Source organism: Mucilaginibacter terrae, assembly GCF_042679325.1.
Taxonomy (GTDB): domain Bacteria; phylum Bacteroidota; class Bacteroidia; order Sphingobacteriales; family Sphingobacteriaceae; genus Mucilaginibacter; species Mucilaginibacter terrae.
In genome coordinates this window covers 299,738-315,302 of sequence record NZ_JBHTMJ010000011.1, presented here as the reverse complement: position 1 = coordinate 315,302, position 15,565 = coordinate 299,738, and the positions used below count along the sequence as shown (strand labels likewise).

The 15,565-nt window shown below is 41.5% G+C and carries 12 protein-coding genes; 4 read left to right on the top strand and 8 right to left on the bottom strand.

Annotated features, from left to right (window positions below; genetic code table 11):
- Position 1: 1 nt before the first annotated feature.
- Positions 2-1,186, top strand: a complete 1,185-nt coding sequence (locus ACFQ3S_RS10915) for an N-6 DNA methylase (RefSeq protein ID WP_377164247.1) — start codon at positions 2-4, stop codon at positions 1,184-1,186.
- A gap of 418 nt (positions 1,187-1,604) precedes the next feature.
- Positions 1,605-1,955 carry a hypothetical protein gene (locus tag ACFQ3S_RS10910; RefSeq protein ID WP_377164245.1) on the top strand — a complete coding sequence of 117 codons (351 nt, stop codon included), beginning with the start codon at positions 1,605-1,607 and terminating at the stop codon, positions 1,953-1,955.
- Between the two features lie 182 nt (positions 1,956-2,137).
- On the opposite strand, the gene ACFQ3S_RS10905 is transcribed toward ACFQ3S_RS10910, so the two are convergent.
- The 4 genes from ACFQ3S_RS10905 to ACFQ3S_RS10890 form a co-directional block, all read right to left on the bottom strand.
- Positions 2,138-3,349: a glycoside hydrolase family 88 protein gene (locus ACFQ3S_RS10905; RefSeq protein WP_377164243.1), complete on the bottom strand. Its 1,212-nt coding sequence runs from the start codon at positions 3,347-3,349 to the stop codon at positions 2,138-2,140.
- Positions 3,350-3,352: 3 nt separating this feature from the next.
- On the bottom strand, positions 3,353-4,684 hold the full coding sequence (locus ACFQ3S_RS10900; RefSeq protein WP_377164241.1) for a BNR repeat-containing protein: 1,332 nt from the start codon (positions 4,682-4,684) through the stop codon (positions 3,353-3,355).
- A 189-nt stretch (positions 4,685-4,873) separates the two neighbouring features.
- Complete coding sequence (locus ACFQ3S_RS10895; protein WP_377164239.1) at positions 4,874-5,665, bottom strand: hypothetical protein; 792 nt, start codon at positions 5,663-5,665, stop codon at positions 4,874-4,876.
- A gap of 145 nt (positions 5,666-5,810) precedes the next feature.
- Entirely contained in the window at positions 5,811-6,185 is a 375-nt protein-coding gene (locus tag ACFQ3S_RS10890; protein ID WP_377164237.1) for a single-stranded DNA-binding protein, read from the bottom strand.
- A 211-nt stretch (positions 6,186-6,396) separates the two neighbouring features.
- Between ACFQ3S_RS10890 and ACFQ3S_RS10885 the strand changes: the two genes are divergently transcribed.
- Positions 6,397-6,852, top strand: a complete 456-nt coding sequence (locus tag ACFQ3S_RS10885) for a ferritin-like domain-containing protein (RefSeq protein ID WP_377164235.1) — start codon at positions 6,397-6,399, stop codon at positions 6,850-6,852.
- Positions 6,853-7,154: 302 nt separating this feature from the next.
- On the opposite strand, the gene ACFQ3S_RS10880 is transcribed toward ACFQ3S_RS10885, so the two are convergent.
- Entirely contained in the window at positions 7,155-8,378 is a 1,224-nt protein-coding gene (locus tag ACFQ3S_RS10880; RefSeq protein ID WP_377164233.1) for a zinc dependent phospholipase C family protein, read from the bottom strand.
- A gap of 294 nt (positions 8,379-8,672) precedes the next feature.
- Between ACFQ3S_RS10880 and ACFQ3S_RS10875 the strand changes: the two genes are divergently transcribed.
- A complete protein-coding gene (locus tag ACFQ3S_RS10875; RefSeq protein WP_377164231.1) occupies positions 8,673-11,084 on the top strand; it encodes an outer membrane beta-barrel protein in 2,412 nt (803 codons plus the stop codon).
- Between the two features lie 206 nt (positions 11,085-11,290).
- On the opposite strand, the gene ACFQ3S_RS10870 is transcribed toward ACFQ3S_RS10875, so the two are convergent.
- The 3 genes from ACFQ3S_RS10870 to ACFQ3S_RS10860 form a co-directional block, all read right to left on the bottom strand.
- On the bottom strand, positions 11,291-11,476 hold the full coding sequence (locus tag ACFQ3S_RS10870) for a CsbD family protein (protein WP_188414304.1): 186 nt from the start codon (positions 11,474-11,476) through the stop codon (positions 11,291-11,293).
- A gap of 72 nt (positions 11,477-11,548) precedes the next feature.
- The gene (locus ACFQ3S_RS10865; protein ID WP_377164229.1) at positions 11,549-13,408 is read right to left on the bottom strand and encodes a rhamnogalacturonan lyase; all 1,860 of its coding nucleotides are present in this window, start codon (positions 13,406-13,408) and stop codon (positions 11,549-11,551) included.
- Between the two features lie 320 nt (positions 13,409-13,728).
- Positions 13,729-15,540 (bottom strand): RagB/SusD family nutrient uptake outer membrane protein, encoded by a 1,812-nt coding sequence (locus ACFQ3S_RS10860; RefSeq protein ID WP_377164227.1) that lies wholly within the window; start codon positions 15,538-15,540, stop codon positions 13,729-13,731.
- Positions 15,541-15,565: the final 25 nt, after the last annotated feature.

Genomic DNA, 15,565 nt, shown 5'->3' with positions numbered 1-15,565 from the left:
CATGGATACTTTAGGAAGATTTTATACTGCTGATGTTGTTTCTAAATTGTTAATTCAGTCCCTTCATACTGAATTTCCTGATAAAATTATAGACTTAGGGGTTGGTAATGCTTCCTTAACATTAGCGGCTCAAAAAAGGTGGGGAAAGGCTAGTTTTTTTGCAACTGAGATTGAAAAAGCCAAAGTTGAAAGCATAAAAAATAATCTATCTTTTATTAAAGTTTTTAATTACGATTCGTTAAAATCCAATCTTTCAAAGACTCTAAAAATCAAATTTGGTTCAATCGATGTTGCTATATGCAACCCTCCATATATAAAGGTAGAAAATCCTAAAAAGTATTTAAAGCTATTCAAAGATGCTAACTGTATAGACTTTATTAAATTAAGCAGAATAAATTCTGAAATTGTGTTTTTTGCACATAACGTATTCCTCTTAAAAAATGGTGGAGAACTTGGAATAATTCTGTCTGATACTTTAATGTGTAGTAAAGATTATCAATTCTTTAGAAGTACTCTTTTGAATACATTCGATGTAAAAAAAATCATTCAATTACCTGATAACATTTTTAGTAAAACCGAAGCTAGAACATATATTTTAATTATAAGAAAAACTGAACCAAAATCCGATAATTGTAAATTATATCTTTCGGATAATATAGGACAATTGACCATTGGTTTAAAGGTTTTGAAAGCTGATTTGATTAAACGTATGGACTATACATTTTTTGAATCTCAGCAATCTCTTGAAAATCAACTTCCAACATTTAAAGATATAGGTGTTAAAATTATTAGAGGTACTCGATCTTACAAAGAATTAAAAGCAGGAACCGATTTATTCATTCATTCGGTACACCTAAAGCAACATAGTATATTAATTGATTTACATACAAATGAAGATTTACACAATCATAAGTTAGCTCAAAGCGGCGACATTTTGATGTGCAGGGTCGGAAAAAGGTGTGTAGGTCGAGTTGTTTATATAAATAGTGGAAGTACAATTATTTCGGATTGCTTATATATGCTCAAAATTCCGGAGCAGTATAGACAAATTGTTTGGATGTCTTTACTATCACGACAAGGGCAGTTATGGCTTAAAACTAATGCGCATGGTGTCTGTTCGCAAGTTATTAGCAAATGTGACCTTTTGGAGTTTCCTTTATTTTCCTTTGAACAGCACGAAAATTAGCATTAATTATTAACGAGGTCTTGTTTGACTTTGCTATAGCATTATAGAATCAAATATATTTAGCAGTCTAAACATAATTCATTACATACTTATATTTTTATCGCATAACTGGCAATTTAACCAATCATTGTATACGCCCAGTTTACTTTTTAAAAAGTCAAAGATCAAATTAATGGGACAGTAAATTATAGGGGTATATAGTATGAAGATTTACTGTCTCAAATAAAATAAGGAAGAGAGATGCATTAATGATTACCGCAAAGTTAGGCAACGGCCTTAACATCGCTTAAAGGAATTTCCGGCATAAACCCACAACCCTACACACAGTCCATTTATTCCGTTCCTCCTTTGCTTAGTTAAGTTCTAGCCTGGTGTTGGCTTAATAATTAACCCATCGTTTTACTTAACTTAGCAACTTATGAATATTGGAACACCACGTAATTTAGATAAAAACAGAAATAACGTACCCTTTGGTGTTCCCCAAGAAGACTTAGAAGCATTAATAGAACTGATAATCAATAAATTAATCAAAAAAAGAGGCGGTTTTCTCTTAGATGGCATGCAAGAGGTCATCGGTTCGACTCCGATATTCTCCACACAAAATAAAGAGGCCTTCAGATTATTTCTGAAGGCCTCTTATTTTGATGAGTTATTTGTATGGCTTTCTTTATATCCCACAGCTTATTGGTATTGTTTAATATCTTTTATTTGCACCGGCCCGGTAATCACCATCTCGGGTTTGTTTTTGAACATTATTGCTTCGCCGTAAAAACAGGCCGATTTAGCTTTTATTAAAGCAGGGTTAATTTTAACATTAGTTCCTTTAATAGTTATGGTAAGTGTTTGATTAGGATATTTTTTACCTAAGTTTAACAAGGTAAGTTCAGCATTAACTACCCGGCAATCAAAACACCGTATCACAAACGGCAATATTGTTCCCAACTTCGGCGGCTATTTGTTTAAGTTTTTGTACCGTATCATGGCTTCCACATAATAGTAATCGGCATAGGTGAGCGGTACATCTATCTCGGTTCCCTGCGGAATATGACCTACGCTATGTTGTAATATAAAACCTCCGTTTGTACCAGCTTTAGCCAGATAAGGGGCTGCCATTAACGACCTTAGCATAGTTTGAGCAGCACTGTAATAGGTTCGGCCATCAACCTGGTCGGCATATTTACAAAGTTCTAACAAGGCCGAAGCCATTACTGCGCCAGCCGAAGCATCTCGCAGGGCGTTGGGTATGTTGGGCGCGTTAAAATCCCAGTAAGGAATCTTGTCTTTTGGCAGGTTAGGATGTTTAAGTATAAACCGGGCAAGGTGTTGCGCTTGATCCAGGTATTTTTTGTCCTTTGTTTCGCGGTACATCACCGTATAACCGTATAAACCCCAGGCTTGCCCCCTTGCCCAGGCCGATTCATTGGCATAACCCTGCGCTGTACGCTTTTGCTGAACGGCACCAGTTTCAGGATTGTAATTAATGACGTGGTAAGAACTATAATCGGGCCGGAAATGGTTTTGCATGGTGGTGTTGGCATGGGTAACGGCTATTTTATAATAGCTGGAATCGCCGGTTACCCTGGTGGCCCAAAACAGCAATTCCAGGTTCATCATATTATCAATGATCACCAAAAACTCCGGTTTGTTTGAATCCCATGATTTAATGCAACCCACCTTAGGATCGAAACGTGTACAAAGCGATTTGGCACTATTGATCAGGATTTCTTTATACTCCGGCTTTGGCGCTATTTGCAACGCGTTGCCAAAGCTGCAGTACATCATAAAACCCAAATCGTGGGTAGTTTTATTGTACTGTTCTTTAGTAAGGGACTTCAGTATGCGGTGAGCCTCGGTAAGTAAAGCCTTGTTTTTAGTTTGTTCATACAAATACAATAACGTACCAGGGTAAAAACCACTGCACCACCACCCCGAATTACTGGTTTCCAGACTATCGGTTTTGGCGTAATAAGTTTTAGGGAAACGGTCGGGCTTTAGCCTTTGAGCCAGCAATTGGTATTGTGCGGATGCACTTTTAAACTCTCCTTCAAACTTTTTAAGCAATACCTTATCTGTTTTAAAAGAAGCTGCATTTTGGGCACGAACACCCGATACATATAACAGGGCTACTATACAAACAGCCAGCATTTTTGAGTTTAAAAACATAGTTTATTTTTTAATAACTGGTTTCCATTGTATTACCTGCACAGGTTGCTGCGGCACGTTAGCCTTGCCTTCGCCATCTACCTGTACAGTGTTTTGCACAAACAAATTAAGTATTTGCTTAGTCTTCCAAAGTTCGGTATCGTAAGTAGGTTCCCACGAACCCACCGATTTTACTGTCAGATTTTGTATTGTCCATAAATGTTTTTGCAGGTTATTGTTTACCGCTACAGAAACTTTATCACTCTGCTCTTCATCCCTGAAAATTAAAGCTGCGGCCATCTTTCTCCCATTTTTCCATGCTATAATTTGCGGGCGCGAAATTGGGATACGTTTGGTGCCGCCGCCACTTAAAGAAAAGACCGTTTTACGGAAACCCAGATTTTTAACATTCCATGTACTTCCATTATGGTATATTAAATGATATTGCGGTACGCTTTGCGCACTATCGCGCCAGTAAGAAGCAATATAAGGATTGCCCCGCATATCGGCTATCATAGAAGTTTGGTTAATGAGTTCGCTGTGCTGGGGTATTTTGCAGGCATACTCGGCACTGGATTGGGTTATGGGCAAAGTATATACTTCCCCATTAGTTTTTTGCCAGGTTTTGCCACCGTCTTTAGAACAGGCATAGGCCATATCGTGGTTACTGGCCACATCGGGCGATTCGCGCCACACCCATGATAAATGTATGGCACCGGCTCTGTCCACTGTCATTTGCCAGTAAGCATTGCGCTTGCCTTCGCCGTCTATCAGGTTATCCTGCAAACGTGTCCACCGTTTGGTTACCGTATTATAATGATTCAGCATCAGGTTACCATTGCCCGAGCCGCCATCGCGGTACAGAAACAGCAAGTTGCCATTAGCCAGTTTATAAAATTCGGGGTAACTAAGCTTACCTTCCTTTTTACCGGTCATAACGGTTTTAGCACCCAACGTTAATGAGCCAGGTTTAACGCTTAATGCATAATTAAGCGAATTATTGTGCTGTCCCCAGGCCACATGCAAATAACCCGCACCATCCACCATAATGCTGATAGATTTATGCGCATCGGTAGCATCGCCAGTGTATGGGGTTTGCATGATTTGCCATTGGCTACCGCCTGTTTGTCGTTTAGCCAGTGTAAGATGTTGTTCGCCATTGTAATATGCCGCATATTGCCATCCTTTAAACGTGGTGAGGGAGTTTTTACGAAAGATAACCGTATTTACCGAATTGTTAGCCCATGCATTGCCAGCAATGGTGGTAGGGCTAACCTGCGCATACCCATGATAAGTTAATAATATTAAGATTAATACTGCAAGCCCGGCGTTTAGCCCTTTTAATAATTTTATCATTCAACGGTATAGCGCAACAATTTTTGTAATTGATTAAATTAAGCCATGCTATCAAAACTTATATTAGATTAATAGCTGATGTACAAATTAATAATTTATTGATTAAAAAAAACAGATAGTTTATAATCAGGCATTTATTTTATCCAGAATACCACTTACCTTTTCATAAAAAATTAAAAAGGGTTGCGCTTATTTTGCCTTAGGCATCTGTTGTTTAAGCCATACTACCAGGTCAAAAGCGGCTTTGTCGTTTTCATACTCGGCAGGCAGGCGACCGTTAACGTATTCATCGTATAACCAGGGGTCGCTTATAGCTACTACTGTGCCCTTGCCGTGTTTAGCTGTGGCAATAATGGTTGCACCTGTCCCATTTTTTAATAATGGTTTAGCATTACCGGTAGTGGTTATAGAGCATACATCTTTCATAAAAATCTTACTGGCGGTTTTAAACAGCGGGTGACCTTTGGTATCTACACCACCATCGGCAAAGTGGGCATCATCAATCACATGGTTTTGCATATCATCATTAAAACGCATATCAAAAGCGGCCGCCAACCGGTTAAAATGCGGCAACTCCACATTAGCGCTATCATTAGCCAGCATTACCAGTACACCACCTTGTTTTACCCAGGCTGCTATATTGGTCACATCAGTCGGCTGTATGTATTTTGGGTTCGGGTTTTCCTTCTTGCTATCAGGATCTACTATGATATAAATGCTGGTACCTTTAAGGTTACTTGTGGTTGGCGCAGTTTCTAATGCCTTTAACCCGAAGCCTTGCTTTTTAAACACTTCGCCTAAAATGGAGTACCCTGTATTGGCTTTTTCTTCCCATAAATAATGGAAACGTTCGGGCTCTCCGGTTTTACTTTTATGGGTTTCGTGGTTAAAATAATAATCTAAAGTTACGGTTTGCGCGTTTACAGTTAAGCTCACTAAGCTTAACACACAGCCTAATCCGTAGCGGTAAAATAATTTCATGGCAATACATTATGTTATATCAGGAAATACGAAGCTACTTATTTCAAACGAAAATATAAACCGTACTTAAAACCAAATACAAATATTATAAAGTTGGCACTGGTTATTAAAAATACCAGTTTAAAATGGGTTTTACGAAAAAAACTTAGTCGGTACTGTGGTAAGCAGTATTATCGGCAGAATTAAAATCGCTACTACGGCCAAGTACGGTGAAGTTTTCGGCCAACACTTCGGTTATTGTACGCTGTACACCCTGTTTATCATCAAATGAACGTGTGCGTATCTTACCTTCGAGATAGATAAGCTTACCCTTTTTTAAGAATTTATAAGCGGCTTCTGCCAAACTTCGCCACATTACAATATTATGCCACTCTGTTTCCTCAACTTTACGCCCATCTACCGTTATATTTTCGGAAGTAGCCAATGGAAAACTGACAACCGAAATATTTTCGGCCAGGTATCTAATATCCGGGTCTTTACCTAAATGGCCTACTAACACTACTTTATTTACTCCCCACATGGCACAGTTATTAACTATTATGTCAAAATTACCCTATAAACAGTATAGTTGTGTATAAGTATCTATAATATTAATTGTTAACTATTATGCTTGTTTATCTATTGTTATAATTCCTTAAATTACGACAAACGATAAATAATTAATAAATATTAAAACTATATTTAAAATCAGTAGTTTTTAACTATGAATTACAAAACAAATTATCTATCACATGGAAACTACAGAAAAATCATCAGAGGTGTTAAACGACCTAATTGAAATTAATAATGATCGCAGCGCCGGTTTTGAGCGTGCTTTAAAAGATTTGGGCGATGGCGACCTGGACCTTAAAACATTATTTGAAGAATACAGTGCACAAAGCCGCCAGTTTGCATTAGAATTAACTGCCTTTGCTGCACAAGGCGGAACAGATACTGAAACCGGCACCAGCGCATCGGGTACCATACATCGTGCCTGGATAGAAGTAAAAGCCCTATTTAGCGGACACGATCGTAAGGCGGTATTAGCGGAGTGTGAGCGTGGCGAGGATGCTATTAAAAAAGCTTACAAAGAAGCCTTAGCAGTTGATAGCGGCTTAACAGCAGCGACAACACAATTAGTTACCACTCAAGCTCAGGCTATTAACCAGTCGCACGACCGTATTAAGCTATTGCGTGATAGCCAATAAGCTGATTATTAAACAAATGCAAGGGCCGCTCTTAAATTAAAAGCGGCCTTTTGTACACTTAAAGAAGTTGAATTTAATAGGTGTTAATATGGCAACCAAAACAAAGAAAGATCCATGTTGGGATGGATATAAAAAAGATGGCACCAAGAAAAAAGGTGGCAAAACCGTTCCTAATTGTGTAAAGTTGTCTTCTAAAAAGAAGGACTGATTCACTATTACAAACCAAAATTCAAACTATTTACAGTAAAAAAGTTCTGTAATTTACCGTAAAACTTCATTTTTTTACGCTAAATTATATTTATTTATATTTTTGCAGCACTTAATTGCACCGGCGAACGGTAAGCTTTCATTTGTTGCAAAGCTGCTTGCATCCCGGCTTCCTCTTCGGGATGGTCTTTATAAATTTCGTGTAATAACGCCCCGTCAAAATATTTAACCAAATGTTGTTGCAAGGTTTGGGTCAAACAGGCAAACTTCTCTTTTTGCAGGTTAAGCACCAGGGTACAGTATGTTTTATCGGATAGCTTATAATCCCCGTACAACAGGGGTTCGCCTGTGTCTAAGTTAATATCTTCGAGCATGAGTAATTGGTTATCCCATTTTTTTAAAGCCACCGCATACTGTTGTATAATAGTATCGAAAACGCGGGTAAATCTCTGCTCGCCTTCTTTACCGGGGTAAACAAATTTCAGGTTTTTAAGCGGCCCAACTTTAGGTAATATCCTTACTAAAAAGGCTAATGCACGAGCTTTAAAATCGGGTTTATTTTGTTTGCCTGTGTACTCCTTGTTATACATACGACGGCTCATTCTGTATTTAAAACTCCTGATCCTGGCATCGGGGTTATTTTTTCTGATCTCGGCTTTGTTAGCTTTCCATGCTTTACGGGTTAGAGCCGGGAAAAGGTTTTTTACCCCCCAGCGCATCATGGATATACTGGAATTAAAATTGTCAAAAATAGCGTTCAGATCTTGCCCGTAAGTTTTCAAAAAAGCCCTCTCTAAGGGTGGCGTAGCTATATTAAAGCCAATAAAATCATGATAGGCCACCGAGGCGTAATTACTGCGGCCAACCTGTACGGCATCGTAAGCAAACTCCATACGGCTGTGCGATGTATGGTCATCTTCGTAGGTTACCACGTTACCAAATTTCTGTTTAAGTTTAGGATAAAGCTCGGGTACGGTAACGTTGGTAGCCAAACTATGCCCGTACTTATCAGACACGTAATGCGACAACGCCCCTAAGGCAAAAGCATATTCGTTTAAATTCTGCGCTTCGTTAAGCAGGTTTATAATAAAATCGCCACTGCGTACGTAGTGCAGCAGATCGGTAAAGTGGGCATTGCCGCCGGGCATGTATCCAATATCGGCAACCAGGCTGCCTCCGTATGCATAAGCGTGTGCTTTAACCAGTTCCTGTAAAGTAGCGGTTGCATACCGTTTTAATAAAATTGGTTTAAGGGTAAGGTCCCATTCGGCATCTATTATAGCCTCATGTGCTAAAATAGAAAAGCTGCTGGCAGGCATCGGCATACAAAATACTGCAATTACAACTAACCACAGGTATTTTTTTAATTGTTTAAACGGCATATAAATTTACATCAGGTTGAGATAATCATAATAACACCTGTTTAAACAAATGTGTTTTTTGTTAAGCGCAGCTATCTGTTTTTTTACATTAATGATAGTCTTGATGCAACGCCCGGCACATTTAGCTGTCTTTTTTATTGAATGACTAAAATGCTACCCTTTGCTTTACCACTAAAACGCGGCTAAACAGCCTCGGGGCCATGTAGCTAATATCTCCCTGTTTTAATATATATGAAAAAACTATTACTCACTGCAATTTGCGGGTGCATAACTTCTATTGCCATTTCGCAAGCAACCAACACTGGCACCTTGAAAGGTTTGGTAACCGATTCGGCTACGCAAAAGCCGTTGAGCTACATTACTTTATCCTTAAAAGACAGCCTGCAACAAACCGTTAAAAGCGGTTTAACCAAAACCGATGGTTCTTTCGGGTTAAGCCAGCTACCTTTAAAAAGCTACCGGCTGCTATTCATAGCCATAGGCTATCAAACCAAAACCATTATAGTGCCTGCTTTTAACCACAAGGTTATTGACCTGGGCAATATTAAACTGACCGCCGCATTAAGCGAACTGAAAGCCGTAAGCGTAACCGCATCGCGCCCGTTGGTTAAGCAGGAAATTGACCGCCTAAGCTACGATGTACAAGCCGACCCCGATAGCAAAGCACTTACCGTTATGGATATGATACGCCGCGTACCCCTGCTTACGGTAGACGGCGATGATAACATCCAGTTACAGGGCAGCGGCAGCTACCGCATATTTATTAACGGCAAGCCCTCGGCTTTATTAGCATCCAGCCCTAAGGATGTATTGCGTACCATGCCGGCGAGCACCATTCAAAAAATTGAGGTAATTACCACACCACCATCCAAATACGATAGCGAAGGGCTGGCGGGTATTATTAACATTATTACCTTTAAAACCACATCAAACGGTTACAATGGCAGTTTAACTACCCGTTACAGTTACCCTTACGGGCCAAGCCTGAGCGGAACGGGTACTGTTAAGAGTAATAAGTTTGGTGCATCGGTATTTTTTGGTGCAGGCAGGCAAACCACCACACGGGTTACCGCCGAAAACTTCAGGCAAACGTATAACCCTGTGCAACCAGGAACCGTAACCTCCCTTTTTAAACAACAGGTGGGCTTAACCAGTGGCGGCAATTATGGATATGGCGGCAGTGAAATGAGTTATGAGATCGACTCGCTTAATTTACTGACGGCCAACATTAATTATAGCCGGGGCAAGTTTAAACAGGAATATACGCGCAATACACAATTTAATAGTACGGCAATTAACCAGGCTTACTTATTATTGAGCAACGGTGGTAATAACTGGGAGGGAATTGATGCGGGAGTTAATTACCAGCTGGGCTTTAAGCGTAAAAAACAACAACTGCTCACCCTCTCTTATCGTTACTCCTACTATTTGAACGGGCAGCATAGTAACATATCGGCCATAAACCGGGTTAACTACAGCAATCCCGATTATGATCAGCAAAACGATGCCGGTTCCAGGGAACATACCTTTCAGCTGGATTATGTACACCCGTTTAAGCAATTGACTGTTGAAGGTGGCACCAAGGCAATTTTACGCAGCAATTTCAGTGAGGCATCGGGCCGGCAACTGCTGGCACAGGGATATAATGATGATCCCACACGCCGCAATGATTTTGATTATAACCAAGATGTGTACAGCGCTTATAATTCCTATCAGCTTAAAACTACCCAATGGACTTTTAAAGCGGGTGTACGTTTAGAACATACCCGCATTAACGCCAACTTTATTACCAACAACACACCCCTGGTTATGAATTACATCAATGCAGTGCCTTCCATATCGGCCATGCGCACATTGCCTAACAACCAAAGCCTTACATTTGGTTACACCACCCGTTTAGAAAGACCTTACATACAGCAGCTCAATCCGTTTATTGATCGTACCAACGTGCAGTACATTAGCACCGGTAACCCCAACCTGCGCCCGGTAACCAGCCAGTTAATTGAGCTTACCCATACCAAAACAGGCAAAGGAACTTTAAGCAATAAATTGAGCTATATGTACACCGGCAACAGCATTGTACCGGTTTTAAGCGTAGTGAACGATACCTCAAGAAATACTTATGCCAACGCGGGCAACGTAAAAATTTTACGCTGGAACGTTAGCGGCAACTACCCCATTACCAACAAGCTTAACTTAAACTTTAACAGCGGGTTGTTTTACGTTTGGGTAAACGGCCCATATAATAATCGTTTTTACAGCAACCAGGGGGTACGTACCAATACATTTGCCAATGTTGCTTTTAAACCTTCCAATACGTGGACCGTTGGGGCAACGGGGGGGTATAACCGCAGGTATATTTTATTGCAGGGCAGCTCTAACGATTATGTTTACTCATCCCTAAGTATGAGCAAAACTTTCCTAAACAAAAAGGCTACCATTACAGCCGTGGTCAATAATCCCTACCAAAAGAATTTCGCGTTTATTTCGTATTCCAATACGCCCGATTTCTACCAATCCAATACCTCCAATCAAATATACCGTACGTTCAATATCAGCTTTAGTTACAAATTTGGCCGCCTGAGCAGCGATATCAAAAAGAACCAGCGGAATATTAATAACGACGATAAAAGTGCGGGTTGAGTGCGGGGAGCGAGGTTTGGGGTGCGGGGATCAGGGATTTGAGAAAGAAAGCTGGGGATTTGGAGCAAAAGACTTAAAAATATCGACTCTTTAACTACAATGGACTATGGGCTATTAACTATCAAGTCCTTACTATCAACTTCCTAATCAGAACTTTTAAACCAAGAAAGTCCCCGAAATTTGGGGACTTTCTTGGTTGTATCAGCTTATAAGCTGTTGATCCATTTCACTAATTCATCGCGGCCTTTGCCGGTTTTTTGCTGAAGTTTACCCAGCAATTCATCGTCTTGTCCTTCTTCGTGTTTCAGGTCATCGTCGGTGAGGTCGGCATAGGCTTGTTTAATTTTACCTTTCAGCTCGTTCCAGCCACCTTTTATTTCTAACTTATCCATAATCGTATTCATTTAATTATAACTACAACAAGGCAAAAATCATTTGGTTTGCATAAGTAGTGTAAGCCAAAGTTATTTCTTTTTTACAATAACGATATTAGGTTTAGCCGGTGCTTTCATACCATAGCCTAAAAAAAAGCTGGTGTAAGGCGGCTGGTTATAACCTACGTTTTGCCAAGCTATGCTGAGGCGATACTGCGCATCGTGCATTAGCGTACGGAAACGGTATTGCGTTGGAATAGTAGTGGTATAAATCCTTAAACTTTGCCCATCGGCCGAACGCAGTATCACTTCCTCACGCCAGTCGCCAAACAAATCGGCACTTAAAGTTGGGGTAGCTTTACTGCCGTTGTTTGACTGGTAACCGTTTGCCACCATTATATTATCTACTTTGCTGTTCTGGTAATCCCATTTCATAACGCGGTTACCATCCAATAATTCGCGTAGCAAGTCGCCGTCCCACCAAATGCCAAAGTTTACCGATCTCGGTCCTACGCCTATCTTTTCGCCTTTAGCGGTTTTTAAACCGTCGGCACCGCCCCAGTTCTCCACCCCGGCATACCGCGGATCAATATCGGCCGACATTCCACGGCCCACATCCATATCCGGGTCGCCCTGCCATAAAATTTCACCGGTACGGGCATCATACATGGCACTACCAGCACCTTTGGTGTTTTCTTCTATCTCATGCACACCAAATACTTCCAGGCCAGGGCGCGATGGGTCGAGGTCGCTTACGTGCACGGCATCGCCATGACGCAAACCGGTGGTGTATATACCCTTACCATTATCATCTACACACATGGCACCATAAATAATTTCATCTTTACCATCGCCGTCCACATCGGCTACGGTTAAGTTATGGTTACCCATGCCCGAGTAGGGGTTAGCTCCATCTTTGGTATCGAAAACCCAGCGCGAGGTAAGCTTGCCACCACGCCAGTCCCAAGCGGCCAGCACCGTACGGCCATAATAACCACGGCACATAATTACGCTGGGATGCACACCGTCTAGGTAGGCCACGCAAGCCAAAAAGCGATCGACCCGGTTACCGCTGTTATCATTACCGCCGTTACCTCCACGGCCGCCCCAGCCGCCCAGGTTACCGCGGGCGGGTATATAATCGGTGGTGGCTAATGCAGCACCGGTTCGGCCATCAAAAATGGTAAAATATTCGGGCCCGTCTAATATCCGCCCCTGCGTGTTAGCATAACGTTTGGTAGAATCACCTATCACTTTACCTTTACCGTCCACAGTACCATCGGCAGTTTTGCAGGCAATTTCGGCAATGCCATCGCCATCCAGGTCGTACACCATAAACTGGGTATAGTGCGCACCCTCACGAATGTTATGGCCTAAGTTAATTTCCCAAAGCAGGGTTCCATCCAGTTTATAAGCCTGTAATACAGGCGGATCTGTAATGCCTGCCGATGAATTATCTCTGCCCCTGCCGGTTTGGTGCAAAATAATTTCGTATTCTCCGTCGCCATCCAAATCGCCCACCGAAGCATCGTTAGGAGCATAGCCCTTGGGCGTTTTAAGCGGCAGGGTCCAGTATGGTTGTGCAGGCGATTTTGCTGCTATAGTGTAGGTATTACCTGCAGTTTCTTCTTTGCCGTTGAGCACAGCTTTTACATACCAGCTGTTACTTGCGGTACTATCTACCCTATCCTGGGTATAGCTGGTAACCGTAGTTAATGGCTGGGCGTTAACTTTTACAGCCGGTTTGCTGCCTACCTGGTGGTACAGGTTAAAGGCCACGTTATCGGCCTCATTACCCAGCATTCGCCAGCTTAAAAACACTTTTCCGCTGCCCTGGTTTACGGCAACCAACCCCCTGTTGAGGTATTCCATTTGCCGCTGGGCAAGCACAGGTTTATACAGCATGAGTGCAGCATAAATGAACAGCAAAGCAGGTAATTTTTTGATCATAAAATATGGCATTAAGTTAATTGGATTATAAGCTGTGCTTTAAAAGCAATCACAAGTTAGTTATTTGAACAAGGCCGCACTGTCACAAAGCGTTGACATACAACATGTAATTACATTTTTACATAAAATTACGCTGGCCTGCTATTACGCAAAAACCACTTGCCTTACCGGCAAATGGTTTTGTATTTATACAACCTATCTTTTTTTTACAACTTAAAGCTTATGCAACCTTGCACACCAAAAAATGATAACCAACATTTATAGGTAACATTATTTTGCTGTTTATATAAGGAAGCCCTTAAAAAAGCTGCTTTATATAATTAAAGTTTAAACGGCAAGAACAAGCCATTGGCCGATAGCAGTTTGCTACGTGCGGCCGAAGCTTGCGGGTTACCTTCACGTGTCAGTTTTTCGTACACTTTATTAGCTACAAAAGAGGGGTCGTTACGGCGCAAAGCTATACGAACCAAATCGCCCCATCGCTGTCCTTCAAATGCAAGTTCGAGGCCGTCCTCGTCTATAATGGCATTTTCCATACCTATCATATCTCCTCCCCTATCGGGGCCGCCATTTATTAAAGCTGGAGGTAAAAGGGTTAGGTTTGCACGGCTGCGTGTACCAATTTGCCTGTGCCATGGCCCTCTGTAAGAAGGCACATCGCCGTAACGGGCATCCAGGTCATATGGTGCCGGTTTGTTGGTTTTTAAAATATTAGTAGCATCTGTGGGTACATTTCGCCCTGTACTTACCAGCACAGGAGTAGGAAATATACCGCTAAATACACCTAATACGCCAACATTGGTTAAGGAGTAAGCCACATCTACATAATTATCGCGGCAAGCGGCCTCGGCAAAGTGCAGGTTGAGCGTAGCGGCACGGTACAATAACCAGCGGCCTTGTTTTTGCAGAATGTTAATAGGCTGATAGGTTGTACCATTGAGGAAATAGTACAACTGTTTCATAATTACCGGCTGGCCGTTAATTGTTTTTACCGAAATGCGCCCACGGGCATCATACGGGAAACCGTTGTTTTGTGTTTGGGCGTTCCAGTTATCTAACGCCAGTTTTGATGAGGTAAGCAAATAGCGCCCGCCCTGGTTCGAAAACAGATCGATAAAAGGATTGGCCGGTTTAAAATTCCTGTCGAACGGGATAGACCAGATCCACTCGGAGTTGGTTTCGGTACTTTGTGCAGCAGCTCCAAATATAGATCTCCAGCCAGAATAAGTGGTATTATCATCCACAAACGATGTTTCATCGCCTGCACGGGTGTACGTGATATTAAAAATACTGTAAGTGGGTTTAAACTGCCAAAAGCTTAGGTTACCGCCTCCTTGTTCGTTGGTGTACCCTTGCTCGGTAATAATACGGTATTGCCTTGCCGCGTCGGTATATTTGCCTCTCCACAAGTAAAGATCACCTAAAAGGCAGCGTTTATTAATAAAGAACAGGTTGGTAGGATAGCCATCGACTGTGGTGTTTAACGACGTACTGGTTGAACCTGTTGTATTGGTAGCAGTAGTATAAACCTCTAAATAGCCGCCGGCCATTGAGGCAATCAGTTTATCGAGCATTTCATCGAACGGAATACGCGGAAACTTGCTTTCATCTTTTAACGCTTCTATATTTTCAAGCGCATCGGTAACGTAAGGCACCGAACCAAAATGCATGCCCAGTTGCAGGTACAGCCATGCACGCACCGCGTTTACATCGGCGTAGCGCTGGTTATATTCTTCCTGGCGTATCTTGGCATCTTTTAACATAATGTTAAAGTTTTTTAAAGCATCGTTACAGTTAAGTATGATGTTGTAAAAAGGCTTAGGATCGGCCCAGGGGTTATTGGCCGTTACGCTATGCGTGTTTAGTTCGCGCAGGTATTGGTCGGCATTAATGGTAGGGCTTACCAGGTCGGCACGCAATTCGTTTAGTATAATATACCTGTCGGCAATGTTCATGAGCTGCCCGTATATGCCTATTACCGCCGAGTTAGCATCGTAAATATTACGGTAATGGTTAGTAATATCTACCTGGCCTTCGGGCTCCACATCCAGCATGTTCCTGCAAGAAAATGTAACCATCAGGCAAACCAGTAGCAGTGTTTTATTTATTAATTTAAATGAAGATCTTTTCATATCGTTATTATCAAATCTTATTATA

What these genes read in the sequence shown, in the direction of transcription:
- ACFQ3S_RS10865 (WP_377164229.1), bottom strand. Translation starts at nt 13,408, where the DNA reads ATGATCAAAAAATTACCTGCTTTGCTGTTCATTTATGCTGCACTCATG.
- ACFQ3S_RS10890 (WP_377164237.1), bottom strand. Translation starts at nt 6,185, where the DNA reads ATGTGGGGAGTAAATAAAGTAGTGTTAGTAGGCCATTTAGGTAAAGAC.
- ACFQ3S_RS10915 (WP_377164247.1), top strand. Translation starts at nt 2, where the DNA reads ATGGATACTTTAGGAAGATTTTATACTGCTGATGTTGTTTCTAAATTG.
- ACFQ3S_RS10880 (WP_377164233.1), bottom strand. Translation starts at nt 8,378, where the DNA reads ATGCCTGCCAGCAGCTTTTCTATTTTAGCACATGAGGCTATAATAGAT.
- ACFQ3S_RS10895 (WP_377164239.1), bottom strand. Translation starts at nt 5,665, where the DNA reads ATGAAATTATTTTACCGCTACGGATTAGGCTGTGTGTTAAGCTTAGTG.
- ACFQ3S_RS10875 (WP_377164231.1), top strand. Translation starts at nt 8,673, where the DNA reads ATGAAAAAACTATTACTCACTGCAATTTGCGGGTGCATAACTTCTATT.
- ACFQ3S_RS10900 (WP_377164241.1), bottom strand. Translation starts at nt 4,684, where the DNA reads ATGATAAAATTATTAAAAGGGCTAAACGCCGGGCTTGCAGTATTAATC.
- ACFQ3S_RS10910 (WP_377164245.1), top strand. Translation starts at nt 1,605, where the DNA reads ATGAATATTGGAACACCACGTAATTTAGATAAAAACAGAAATAACGTA.
- ACFQ3S_RS10870 (WP_188414304.1), bottom strand. Translation starts at nt 11,476, where the DNA reads ATGGATAAGTTAGAAATAAAAGGTGGCTGGAACGAGCTGAAAGGTAAA.
- ACFQ3S_RS10860 (WP_377164227.1), bottom strand. Translation starts at nt 15,540, where the DNA reads ATGAAAAGATCTTCATTTAAATTAATAAATAAAACACTGCTACTGGTT.
- ACFQ3S_RS10905 (WP_377164243.1), bottom strand. Translation starts at nt 3,349, where the DNA reads ATGTTTTTAAACTCAAAAATGCTGGCTGTTTGTATAGTAGCCCTGTTA.
- ACFQ3S_RS10885 (WP_377164235.1), top strand. Translation starts at nt 6,397, where the DNA reads ATGGAAACTACAGAAAAATCATCAGAGGTGTTAAACGACCTAATTGAA.